This is a genomic window from Chitinophaga agri (assembly GCF_010093065.1).
Classification (GTDB): domain Bacteria; phylum Bacteroidota; class Bacteroidia; order Chitinophagales; family Chitinophagaceae; genus Chitinophaga; species Chitinophaga agri.
Window position 1 is genome coordinate 6,979,286 of sequence record NZ_CP048113.1, and the last position, 13,297, is coordinate 6,992,582.

8 protein-coding genes are annotated in these 13,297 nt (G+C 49.4%); all 8 read right to left on the reverse strand.

Features of this window, described 5'->3' with window-relative positions; translation table 11 throughout:
- Positions 1-47: 47 nt before the first annotated feature.
- Complete coding sequence (locus GWR21_RS27955) at positions 48-1,166, reverse strand: efflux RND transporter periplasmic adaptor subunit (RefSeq protein WP_238430053.1); 1,119 nt, start codon at positions 1,164-1,166, stop codon at positions 48-50.
- Position 1,167: 1 nt separating this feature from the next.
- On the reverse strand, positions 1,168-4,383 hold the full coding sequence (locus tag GWR21_RS27960; protein ID WP_162334993.1) for an efflux RND transporter permease subunit: 3,216 nt from the start codon (positions 4,381-4,383) through the stop codon (positions 1,168-1,170).
- A 4-nt stretch (positions 4,384-4,387) separates the two neighbouring features.
- Complete coding sequence (locus GWR21_RS27965) at positions 4,388-5,788, reverse strand: TolC family protein (RefSeq protein WP_162334994.1); 1,401 nt, start codon at positions 5,786-5,788, stop codon at positions 4,388-4,390.
- Between the two features lie 30 nt (positions 5,789-5,818).
- On the reverse strand, positions 5,819-7,153 hold the full coding sequence (locus tag GWR21_RS27970; protein ID WP_162334995.1) for a sensor histidine kinase: 1,335 nt from the start codon (positions 7,151-7,153) through the stop codon (positions 5,819-5,821).
- Entirely contained in the window at positions 7,150-7,833 is a 684-nt protein-coding gene (locus tag GWR21_RS27975; protein WP_162334996.1) for a response regulator transcription factor, read from the reverse strand. The genes GWR21_RS27970 and GWR21_RS27975 overlap by 4 nt, the downstream gene beginning before the upstream one ends.
- 423 nt (positions 7,834-8,256) lie before the next feature.
- The gene (locus GWR21_RS27980) at positions 8,257-10,215 is read right to left on the reverse strand and encodes a gliding motility-associated C-terminal domain-containing protein (RefSeq protein ID WP_162334997.1); all 1,959 of its coding nucleotides are present in this window, start codon (positions 10,213-10,215) and stop codon (positions 8,257-8,259) included.
- A 33-nt stretch (positions 10,216-10,248) separates the two neighbouring features.
- The gene (locus GWR21_RS27985; RefSeq protein WP_162334998.1) at positions 10,249-12,696 is read right to left on the reverse strand and encodes a T9SS type B sorting domain-containing protein; all 2,448 of its coding nucleotides are present in this window, start codon (positions 12,694-12,696) and stop codon (positions 10,249-10,251) included.
- A 261-nt stretch (positions 12,697-12,957) separates the two neighbouring features.
- Positions 12,958-13,257: a protease inhibitor I42 family protein gene (locus GWR21_RS27990; protein ID WP_162334999.1), complete on the reverse strand. Its 300-nt coding sequence runs from the start codon at positions 13,255-13,257 to the stop codon at positions 12,958-12,960.
- Positions 13,258-13,297 lie beyond the last annotated feature (40 nt).

Below are 13,297 nucleotides of genomic sequence, written 5' to 3' on the forward strand. Positions count from 1 at the left end.
GCCCACCAATCTGGTGGACAGCCTTTTGCGGTAGATCTCATCCTTACTTACTTGCCAATTTTTACGTGCTTCAGTTCAGCGCCTTCTCTTATTTCTTCGTTTGCGCTAGCCAGAATGGTGTCGCCTTCGTTGAGATTTCCATAGATTTCCACTTTGCCATCTGCATCGCGACCGGTTTGTACCTGCACTCTTTCAGCTTTGCCATTTGTCACCCTGATCACAAATACATTTAAAGTAGAATTAACCACTGCTGCTTTCGGTACAATGAATGTACTGTCAGCCGCATCCATCGGAATATTCACTTCTGCGATCATGCCCGGCAGCAGTTTCTTATCATTGTTGATCACATCCATTTCAATACGCTGGGAACGCAGACGCGTGTCCAGTGCACCGGACAGACGATTCACCTTCGCGGTAAAGCTCTTACCGGTAAATGCCTTTACATTGAACTTCACTTCGCTGTTATTAGACAGGTAACTGGTGTAGGCTTCCGGAACGGAGATCACAAGACGCAGTTTCTTTTGCTCCTGTAGGGAAAATAAAGGGTATTCAGAGCCTTTTCCGCTTGGGCCGACATAGGCGCCCACGCTTACGTTTTTCGCGCTTATAACGCCTGCAAATGGCGCTCTGATCTCCAGGTAGTTCCTGTTGTCAGCGATCTCCCGGTAAGCTGCCTTACCGGACTCCCACTGTGCCAGGTCCGATTTCATGCGTGCCTGTGCAATGTCCAGGTCGTTTTTAGATACGGTGCCTGGTGTCAGACTGGTATTATACAAGCGGTCGTAGTTGGCTTTGCTGGCCAGGTATACCGCTTCCTGCGATTTGATCCTGGATTCTGCACCAGCCAGCTGTGAGCTGATCTCCGGTGCTTCCATCGTAGCCAGCAGCTGCCCCTGACTTACCTCTGACCCTACGTCCACATGCAGCTTCTTGATGAAACTATTCACCTTCGCATAGATGTCTACATTCTGGTAAGCGATCAGCTCACCAGGTATTTGCAGGGAAGAGGTCAGCTTACCCTTCTGCAGTGATATGGCCGCTACAGCTGCTTCTTCCTGTGTGTTTTCTCCTTTCTTTGCTGATTTACCTTCTGTATGACCGCAGCTGCTGAAAAGTAGTGTGGCAGGTAAACTTATTGTGATAGCGAGTGCTTTAAGACTGTTCATATTATTCGTGTAAGGATGGTACATAGTTTTTACTTTCTTTATCTTCCGGATCAAGTGATACGGACTGGGTCGTTGTCTTACCCTGTGCCCACGCAAATACCAGTGGCAGTATGAAGAGCGTACTGAAGGTAGATGCGATCAGGCCACCGATCACCGCACGTCCGAGCGGAGATGTCTGGTCGCCGGACTCTCCAAGGCCACTCGCCATTGGTATCATACCCGCTACCATCGCAAGGCTGGTCATCAGGATCGGACGGAGACGCAAACCTACCGCTTCTTTTGCGGAAAGCAGCGCATCACCGTTGCCCAGTCGTAACTGTTCTGCATTCGTGATCAGTAACACCGCATTCGAAATAGATACCCCCACCGACATGATGATACCCATGTAAGACTGCAGGTTCAGTGTTGATCCGGTGATCACCAGTAAGGTCAGTGATCCGATCAGTACTGCCGGCACGGATGCCAGTACTACCGCTGATACTTTGAATGACTGGAAGTTCGCCGCCAGCATCAGGAAGATCACGACGATCGCCACCAACAAACCTGACTGCAGACTGTCCAGCGTGTCGGTCAGTGTAGAGCTGAGACCGATCAGTTCTACGTTCAGACCACGTGGCAGTTCGCCAATGGCGTTGATGGCTGCCTGTACATCCGTAGACGCTGTACCCAGGTCGATGTTGTTGGTGTTCGCAGTTACCGACAGACTTGGAATAGCCCCCAGGTTATCTGCTTCACCATATGTTGTATCCGGAACGATGGTCGCGACATCGCCTAATACCGGTCTGCTGGAATTCTTCAGCAACGGGATCTCCGCAATGGACTGAATATCCGTCATTTTGTTCTCCGGCACCTGTACCTGTACACTGTAACTCAGATTCGATTTCTCATCGATCCAGATATTCTTTTCTGTGTAACGGGAAGAGGAAGTGGAGGCGGTCAGTGAACGGGATATATCACTTACATCCACTCCCAGCTGTGCGGCACGTACACGGTCAATGTTCACACGCAGGGACGGATATTTCGTAGACTGTCCCAGCTGAACATCTCTCAGGTAAGGGATCTCTTTCAGTTTGGCTATCAGTTTTTTCGCATACTGCTCGTTCTGTTGCTTGTTCCTGCCAGTAAACCTCACCTCTATCGGGGTGGGTGAACCCTGGCTCAGGATCTTATCGGTCAACTCGATCGGCTCAAAAGACGGCTTCACACCTGGCAGTTCCTGCTGCATCGCATCCCTGATCTTGTCTTTCAGCTCGTCCATATTCACCTTATATTCTTCTTCCAGTGCCACCTGGATCACCGCTTCCTGCGGACCCGGCATGAACAGGTAGATAGGGCTGATGGAGAACTGTCCCGGGTGCTGACCTACATAAGCTGAAGAGATAGACACATGCTCAGGACCAACGATCTTTTTGATCGCCTCGATCGTTTTGATGGTGATCTCTTCTGTCTTCTCTGCCCGGGTACCTTCCGGCGCCCGCAAACGCAGCTGGAACTGACTGCCATTGCCACGTGGTAATACGTCACGACCAATGCTGTTGAGCAGGAGCACTACCAGACCGATACCTCCGATCAGGTAAATGCTTACGATCACCCTGCGTGCCGGCATCATCCTGTTCATAAAGCGCATGAACCGGTTACGTACTTTTTCGAACATGGAGACCTTACCGTCATTATTGAAGTCTGCTCTTTCTACCAGCTCTTTTTTATCATGATGTGATACTGCTTCTCCGGCTTTATGTCCATGGTCTTTCATCAGCCAGTTGGCCATGATAGGTACGAAGGTCTGTGCCAGGAAGTAAGAGATGATCATCGCAAAACCAATGGCCAGTGCCAGTGGCAGGAACAGCGAGCCTGGAATACCTCCCATAGTGAATGCGGGTGCAAATACCGCGAGGATACAGAAGAGGATCAGCAGTTTAGGGAAAGCGATCTCCTTACACGCATCCCAGATGGCGAGTCCCTTCGGCTTACCCATATCCAGGTGCTGGTGTATGTTTTCTATCGTTACCGTACTCTCATCCACAAGGATACCGATCGCCAGTGCCAGACCACTCAGGGTCATGATGTTGATGGTTTGCCCCGCCAGCTTCAGGCAAAGCACGGCCGCAATAATGGACGTCGGAATGGTCAGGATCACGATCAGTGCGCCTCTCGGGTCACCGAGGAATAACAGTACCATCAGACCTGTCAGGATCGCACCAATAGCTCCTTCACTGATCAGACTCTTCACCGCATTGATCACATATACCGACTGGTCAAATTCATATGTCAGTTTCACATCCTCCGGCAGCAGCGACTGGAATTTCGGTAATGCTGCTTTCAGTTTCTGTACCACTTCCCAGGTGGAAGCATCACCGGATTTTGCTACGGACAGATATACGGAACGGCGTCCGTTCACCAGTGCATAACCGGCGGTTACATCCGCACCATCTTCTACAGTGGCGACATCGCGGAGATAGAGGTTCTGTACACCACCTTTGAAAAGTGGGATATTTTCAAAGTCTTTTACCGTTCTGATAGCCGTATTGGCAGGAGTGATATAGTTCACATCGCCGATACGCAAGTTACCGGAAGGAGACGTCTGGTTATTGATACGCAGTGCCTCTACCAGCTGGTCAGGCGTCATATTGTGAGAACGCAGCAGCTCAGGGTCGGCCTTGATCACTACAGTACGTAGGTTACCACCGAAAGGAGGAGCCGATACCAGACCAGGGATCTGTGTAAAGGAGGCACGTACATACGTGTTGGCCAGGTCAAGCAGTTCGTTATTACCGCGTTTCTCGCTACTCAGTACCAGCTGACCTACAGGCAGGGTAGAGGCGTCGAAACGTATAATGAACGGCGGCTGCGAGCCCGGTGGGAAGATAGCCTGGATACGGTTACAGAAAGCGCTTAGCTCTGCCTGCGCCTGTGCCATGTTCGTACCGGGATAGAAACTCACCTTGATGAGGGTCAGGCCCTGTATATTCTTTGTTTCAATGGCCTTGATACCATTTACATAGAGCAATATGTTGATGTACTGTTTACCAAAGTATGCTTCCATCTGGGTAGGGGTGTATCCTCCGAAAGGGTGCGCGATGTACATCACCGGCAGGTCCAGTTTCGGGAAGATGTCAACCTTGATCGTTCTTACGGCACCTATACCGAAGAAGAAGAGGGCAGCCACTATTACCAGTATGGATATTGGTTTGCGTAATGCTGTTCTTATCAGGTTCATTTAATTAGAATTCATTGATGAATAGAGAAAAATTGCCACTCGCCGCTGCTTTCAGCAATAGTGCCTGCCATACGTTGGTATAGGCAATATCACGGTCGGTTTCTGCACGGTTCAGTGTATAGAATACCTGTGTAACATCTACAATGGTATTCAGACCGTTCCTGTAGAGCACTGTCCGCTGGTTATACGCTTCACTCGCTGCGCTTACCTGGATAGGTGCTTCTGCGTAGTTGTCCAGCGCATACCTGATCCTGCTGTCTGATAATGATAGCTGTGCTGTCAGTTGCTGGCGGGCCAGTTCATATTCATCCTGTAAGCCTTTGGAGATGAATTTCTGCGAGGCGGTCTGGTGTTTTACTCTCAGTGGAGAGGTAATGTTCCAGGTAACGCCTACTCCCAGCAGATAGTTGGTACGGTTCGGCTTTACACCATCCCAGTAGCCTTTCGAGTAAGCTGTCTGGTCGGTGATGTAGTCAGCATTAAAACCGGAACCTCTTGTCTGTACGGCACTGAATACAGAAAATGCCGGGAAGTTCAGTGTATGTATATATCTGGCCTGTTCATCACTCAGCCTGATACGGTTTTCGTAGTACTTCAGCAGAGGGTGTCCCTGTACACCCACGTTCACACTATCGGAAAGTGCGGATGGTATACGGGTAATAAATACAGTATCAAGTGTAAAGGTGGTAGGTGGAACACCCATGAGTTGCGCCAGCTGATTGGCGTACGTCTGCTCGGCATCTTTCGCCTTCGTGTAGGAGATCTTTGCATTGGATACCTCTGCATTGGCCAGGGTAGAGTCTACTCCGGGTATCAGGCCATTCAGAGCTCTTGTCACTACGACAGCGCGGAATGTATCTGCACGCTCCAGGTTATTTGCCCATGACCTGGTCAGACGCTGTGCCGCCAGCAGGTTCAGGTAAGCGCCCGCTACTCTTACGGAGTGCTGGAACTGTTCCTGTTCCCAGTCAGCCTGGTCTCTCGCTACAGCTGCCTGTGCCGTTTTGATCCTTTCCCTTGCTCTGCCGAAGGCAAAGAAATCCCAGTTGATGTTGGCGAGGTAAAGTCCGCCAAAAGCTGCATTCCAGTTCTGTGACGGCAGCGTAGGTCCTGAAGAGGCCACCCCTAATCCGTTCAGACCATAAGACGGACCAAACTGCCCGTTGACAGTACCATAATCCTGTTGGGCGGACAGGTTCAGGTTAGGTAAATATTCCCGCTTCGCCTGTGTAGCGGTGGCTTTTGACGCGTTCAGATAGTTGGCTTTCGCCTTGACGGTACCGTAGTTGGCCAGCGCGGTCTGTACTGCGTCTTTTAACGTCAGTACCTGCTGTGCGTGTAGTGCCTCCATAGACCCGTGCCATAACAGCAGGAAGAGCACTACCGCGATTCTTTTTGTTTGCATGATAATACTTAAACATTAAGACCATGAACCTTACAGCTGCTTTTCGGGAAGAAGTGTGCTGTTTTCTTCCTTCTGCTGCCTTACGTTCTCTGTTGATTCCTCGAAAATTATTTGCATGATATGCCACCCTTCGGTGTAGTCATACTGAATGTTGAAATGATTGACGTCGCAGATCTGTTTGACAATGGCCAGACCTATACCAATTGAATCACTGTTCCTGCTTCCTTTTTTGAAACGCCGGAACAGTTGTCCGGTAGGCACTTCCGGCGGCATGCCCGTATTACTGATCACCAGTTGCGACCTGTTGAGCTGTACACTGATCTTACCTCCCTGCACGTTGTGTCTGATGGCATTGCTCAGCAGATTGCCAAGCAGGATATCCGTCAGCGCGGGATGTAGCTGTACCTCCACGCCTGTAGAGATGTGCGTATCCAGTGCAATGAATTTCATATCCATCAATTCGGAAAATGTCTGCAGCGCATCTGTTACCAGCTGTGACATAGAGATGGGCTGCCGGGTGGCAAACTCGTTGTTTTCAAGTCTGGCCAGCAATGTCAGTGAGCTGTTGATCCGGGATAACTTATCAATCTCGTTCTGCATATCTCCGATCAGGGGAACAATGCTGCCCTCTTCTTTACCCTGGAGATAAGATTCTGTCAGCAGTTCCAGTTTGTTGCGTAACACTGCCAGCGGTGTCTGTAGCTCGTGTGACGCATTTTCTGTAAACTCTTTCAGTGAGCGGTAATCATCCAGCGCTTTATCTGTCATCGTACTCAGGAAACAGTTCAACGTATTCAGCTCCGCAGCGTTGGCTTTCGGCAGCTGCAGCGATTTTTTGTCCTTGAGATTGAAGGCGCGCACTTTCTTCAGCGTCTGATGGAAAGGCGCCAGTATAAGCCTTGATACAAAGCGGGCGGACAATACCGTCAATGTCAGCAGGATCGCAAAGATCCAGATGAAAGAACTTAAGAGGCCCTGTAATATCTCATTCGCCTTGGTGATGTAGTTATAAGACGAAATACTGTAATAGTGGCCGTTAATATTGTAGAAAGAGGTGACCGTCAGCCGGCACTCTCTATGCTGTAACATGGTGTTATAAAAGGTGTATTCACGTACATTGTACTTATCCACCGGAATCTCATTCTGCAGCTGTGTGATCTCTACTGGCCTGCCGCGCATGTAGGTATCCGGCGATACACCATTCCGCATCTGCTTCGCCATCTGGTCATTATTGACCTTCAGCCGGTTGATCTCCGCCTGATCTATTCCGGACTTCACCTTGTGGTAAGCGATCACAAATCCTACCAGCATCGCTGTCAGCGTGATGCAGATGTACCAGAGTGTGAATTTGTTGATCAGCTTCATGATGCAGCAGTATTAAATTTGTACCCTAATCCGTACACCGTGTTAATATAGTCAGTGCCAGCAGCGGCGTGGATCTTCTTCCGGAGATTCTTTACATGCTGGTATACAAAGTCAAAGTTGGCCAGGTTGTCGGTATAATCGCCCCATAGATGCGCAGCGATCGACTGACGGGATAATACCCTGTTCTTATTGACAAGAAAGTATAACAGCAGATCAAATTCCTTGGGTGTCACATCCAGCATGATCTCGTTCACAGACGCTTCCAGCGTATCGGTATTCAGCATGATCTCATTGAACGTAACAATATTGCTGCCCTGTAATTTTTTCCTTCTGAATATGGCTCTCAGGCGTGCATGCAGTTCGGATAGATGAAATGGTTTCGTGAGATAATCGTCCGCCCCTTCTTCCAGTCCGGTTATTTTATCATCCAGCGAGTTTTTTGCTGAGATGATCAGTACACAACTATCCATTTTCTCCTGGTGCATGAACTGAAGCAGCTCCAGGCCGTTGCCATCAGGCAATGTAATATCCAGCAGGACACAGTCATATTGAAACGTCGTCAGCTTATCATACGCCTCTTTACTGGTATGGCTCACTTCACACAGGTAACCCTCTTTTTCAAGAAAGCTACTGATGCTGCCGGCCAGTTCCATATTATCTTCAACGAGCAGAACTTTCATATAAGCTGCATAATTCGTTTTAAAATTTGAAGTAATCTTGAAGCAATACCTTTCTACACTTATAAAAAAAGAACCACTGGTCATACGTGGTTCTTTTTTCTACTGTCTTGTTGTCCGTTGAGTACCTGAAAATTCCATTGTAAAATTGGCAAGAATCCGGTTCTTTTTATTGTTCCATTCAAATGAATAGTTGTAAAATTCAAAGTTTTTTAAGAACGGTGGCGGAATGGGGGTACAGCTGTCTGTAGTAGGTATTATGTAATTGGTAGTCAATAGTATGTGGTGTTTTTGGTTTGTTTTCTCACACATTCATGTGAGCACTATTTAATTCACTGGTTGTAGTTGTCAAAGAAGTGTAACATAAAAAAGGGGCTGCCCGCACATGGCGGACAACCCCGGGAATAAAACGGGTCTGTTGCAGGTTTATCGTAACAAATTGATGGCTCCTTTTTTAACTACTTGTGTTTTGTCATTCATAGTGATCCTGATGGTATAGGTATACACACCCGAAGGCTGCAGCTTACCGTTATAGGTACCATTCCAGCCAGTCAGCTGATTCGTCTGATAGATCAGTTCTCCCCATTGATTGAATATTTTCATATCAATAGCTGAGATGCTGGTACCCTCCGGTTTGAAATAGTCATTCTTGCCATCTGCATTTGGCGTGAAGGCATTTGGAATGAAGATCTCACCCGGTTTAGGTTTAGCACTGGCCAGCCCCGGCAGACTGTTCTGACAAGCCTGAGGGCCGAGTGCGATGACCTTTATATTGATAGATGTTTGTGTGGTAATGCCGGTTACAACGTGTGTTGTGCCCATATTGCCGCTGCTCGGTGCTGCATAGGGACTGCCATCCACAGATACAATATATCCTGTTGCGCCTGGTACAGGGTCCCAGTTGAAGGTCACACCTGTACTCGTGATGGTACCGGCTTTTACAACAGGCGTAACCGCCCTGTCATAAGTGGTAACCGTCACCGGTGTTCTGTCGCTGGCGCAGGGGCCGTTGACTGCTTCTACATACCAGGTGGTCGTTGTACCTACCGGTGGCGTAACAAACGTATCTCCATTGCCTTCTACGCTACCGCCCGATGGGAAGGTATACCAGTTGTAGGTGAATGGTGTTGTCGCATTGGTGATCTTCAGGGTAATGGTGCTGTCCGGACAGATCGTCTGTGCAGTGATCAGTGGCGCCGCTGGTTTGGTAGTAACAGTGATCCTGATACTATCTATAACCTGACATCCATTCTCGTCAATACCCACCAGTTTAAAAGTAGTAGTGGTGTCAGGGGTAACGGTAAAGCTGGAATCTGTTCTGCTGCCTGGTTCCCAGGTATATGACTGCATACGGCCACCGGTAGGGATCGCCCAGAGTTTAGTGGCTGTACCGGTACAAAGATCACCTGGTTTAGCCAGTGCCTTCAGTAATATCATGGACTCTTCACTTACATCTGCTGTGAAATCCGACGGACATCCATTTGCGTCCGTAACGGTCACTGTATACGAGCCTGCAGGCAGGTCCGTAGCGGTTTCCGTCGCCTGTACCGGCGTGGTGTTCCACACATAGCTGAGGGGGAATGCACCGCCTGTAGCCGCAACAGATACACTGCCATCGCTATTGCCACAGGTAGCCTTTACCACGTCAGTAGTGGCTACAATAGGCTCAAACGCCTGACCGGATACTGCCAGGAAGACCGCCCTGGAAGAATTGGTAAAGTCGCCGCTCTGCACATAATTGATGGTCACAGAGGCAATGTCTTTTGCCTGCAGGTCACAGGGAGGAGCTATATCAATACAATAGATACGTGGATCGTTGGAGCTGAGGCCTTCTACACTGTAGGGCCCCGCCGGCTGCCTTTTGATACGGCCGTAGCTGTCGAACACGGGGTTGATCCCGCCGAACCAGTCCAGGATGCTGGAAGTGTCCGGAACGGAACTCGTGCCATCGGTATAGTTGAAGGTAATAGAAACCGTACTTGTCTGCTCCGTAGAGTAGCACAGGAAACTGATCTTGCTGTAGGCGCCGGGCGTAACAAACGTCAGGGTATCAATGCCGGTGGTATTAGCGACATTCCCGTTCTTTGAAAGATAGAGTACGTTGTTGCCTGTATAATCGGCCATCTGGTAGGTACGTAACCCCGTTGTAAAAAGACCATCATTGGGAATACCCGCCTGCAGACCATTAAGCGCTGCGAAGTCAAAGGTATAGAGGATCTTTTGCTGGATGTCAAGTCCTGTAGTGGTGACAGCCTGGGCATCCAGGCCGGCTTCCGCCACGCCATCATTGTTGAAACCCGTTACGGCTATAGGCGTATAGGTTTGTGCGTATAACCTGCAGGCACAGATGACCAGCATGGAGGCAACAATAAGAACACGTTTCATTCAATTGTATTTTTGGTTGATACTAAATTTTATTTACCGTAGCAGCGCGACCCATCCTGTGTAGGGCTTTTCGCCTGCTGTTGTTTTGATGACATAATAGTAGGTGCCTTCCGGAAGTAGCTGTCCCTTCCTGGTACCATCCCATGCGATGTAACCAATGCCGGTGAAGACGAGCTGTCCCCAGCGGTTGTAGATCTCTGTTGTCGCCTGTGGTCTTGCCTTCAGACCATCTATACTCCATCTGTCGTTGACGCCGTCTCCGTTAGGGCTAAATACATTCGGAATATCCAGTACAAGGTCCGGCGTTACAATGTACCAGGCGTGGCTGATACTGTCGGTACAGCCTATTTCATTCGCTGCGTAGAGGGTGACCCGATAGCTGCCGGGCAGCTGGTATTTGTGTTGCGCGTCTTCTGTATTGGCTGTGTTGCCATCTCCAAAATCCCAGGTGTAGTTTGTTGCAGATTGTGAGCGGTTATTGAACGTAAACGAACCGTTCTTAAACTCAACAGGTACATTCTCGCCCGGTGCGGCACTGAAGTCTGCTACCGGCGGTTCCTGTATATTGATGTAAGCTGTTTTTGTAATGGTGCTGGAACACATACCTTCCGCAGTGGCTGTTAACGATACCGTATATGTACCTGGTGCAGTGAAATGCGCCACGGGGTCTTCTTCACTGATCACCGGACCATATCCCAAAGACCATTGATAGGCATCTGCACCCTGCGTCTGATTGGCAAAGCTGATCGCCGCAGGTGCACAGGCATTGGTGATATCTGCCGTGAATGCCGGTATTGGTAACGGTATAGCCGTGATGGCTGCCGGGGTTGCGGTATCGGCGCATACACCATCCTGTATGGATAATGTGACGATAGCACTCCGCTGATAACGGACAGTATATGGCCCGTACCCGCTGCCACGCTGTACTGTGCCGCCCCCGAAGTCCCAGGTAGGAACAGCCGCAGGACCGTTGTTACCGGTAAAAGTGATGATAGTAGACCCTCCTGCACACACTGGTGTGTTGCTGACTGTGAATGTGGCCAGCGGCGGTTGTGATACCGTGATATCGTGCGTAATGACAGCTGATGTACAGCCGTCTTCCGTTACCTGCAACTGTACCGGATAGTGTCCTGTAGCATTGAACTGTATGGCGTATGGTCCTGCACCGGTACCATTTTGTATAGTGGCGCCAGCAAAGTTGTGCCAGTTGTAAACGGCATTGGCGGCTGCTGTACCAGAGAAGGTGATCACATTCCCTGTTCCCAGGCAGACACTCGCCGGTTGAATGGTGAAGTCAGCGACAGGTGCAGGTTTAACCGCAACTTCGACTGTATCGGTGATGGTACATCCGAAGGCATCCTGTGCGGAGACAACATAGTAAGTGGTGTCGGCAGGTGTAACGGTTGTCGTGCTGCCGGTATAGGTGCCTGGAGTCCATGAATAGTCGCTGACGGCCGCTCCGCTGGCAGTAACAGACAGGGTAGCGGTCTCACCTGCGCAAATGGCTGCCGGGGTAGCGGTAGCCGTCAGCGTGGCCATTGACAACGTTGCTACAGTATCTCTTACTGTGGTGACGCAGTTATTCGCATCTGTAATGGTCAGTATATAATTCCCACCTGGTAATCCGGTAGCGTTGGGCGTTGTTTGTACAGGTGTCGTATTCCAGGAGTAGGAGAGAGGGGGCGTACCGCCGGAAGTAGCGACAGTAATACTGCCACTGGCGCCACCACAGGTAGCGTCAGTAGCTGTCGTGCTGACGGTGAGCGGAGAGAATACTACACCGGACAGCCCTACGATCAGTGCCCTGGAACTGATGTTAGGCCCCTGTATATAAACAAAGGAAACGGAACTCACCAGTTTCGACTGATCCGCACAGGGGATGTTAAAATCAAAAGCATACATGCGCGGATTGCCCGGTAATCCATCAACGGTAGGCGACGTAGTGGTGCGTGTCAGGCGGCCCATCCCGTTAAAAATAAAGGGGGTACCATAGAACCAGTCCGTGATCTGGAGCGTACCGGCATTGGCCGACGTACCATCCGTGTAATGCAGCGTAGCGATCACTGTACTGTTATCTTCCGTACCGAATGCCAGTATACTCAGTTGACTGTACATAGCTGGCGTAGCGAGTGTCAGCGTGCCTGCCGCCAGTGTGTTCGGTACATTGCCATTGGCAGAAAGATATAAGCCGTTCGCAGCAGTATAGGGGCTCATCTGGTAGGCACGGTTGCCACTGATGAAAAGACCGGAATTGATAATACCGCCGTCAAGACCATTGGCCGCAGCGAAATTCTGGGTATATAAGATATGATTGCTGGCATCTATCACCGTAGAGGTCACAGCTACCGCATTGGTACCCGCTTCCGCCACAATATCTGCGTTGTAACCTGTAACGGGTATCGGTGTAAAAGTTTGTGCATACACTAACTGCGTGCCGGTATAAATGAACAATAATAGGGTAATTGTAAAGATGCGCTTCATGAACGGTCGTTAGATTTCGGTCAATAAATTGGCAGGGTATCGGCATACGGCCATGCACAATAACGGAAGCCTCTGAAGGAAGCATCCGACAGCAACAGTTAACTTATCACCAGTAAATACTTGGGGAAGAAAAAAAAGGGGGGTAGAGAGAATATATATTTTTTATTTCAATAATTAAAACAGGTAAGGGATAGACTGTTTTTACAGCTATCGGGGTCTGAAGATGGTAGGTTTTAAGTAGAATGATTCCAAAAAACCGGATCAGATGACAGTTATTTCAAATCTTCTGGCATTAATAGCAGCCCCTTCTTTCTCCCATACCCGGCGTTGCTCAAAGATAATGGTCGTCGTTCCGGGCGCCTTTCCCTGAATAACAAAAGCTTCTTCATTGCTGATGCCCACTTCCTGGCGGATCTTGTCCCCGGTATAATCGTATGGCCTGATTTCAGCACATTCCGTATTGCTGATCTGGAAGAACCATTGAAAGCCAGCGGAGCCCAGACCCGGAAGGATGACAGGCAGAGATGTTCCGGTTTTAATTTCTTTAGCCTCGCTTTCCATTTGATTATATTTTGATAAAAATGCGAATATTAGTACTCCT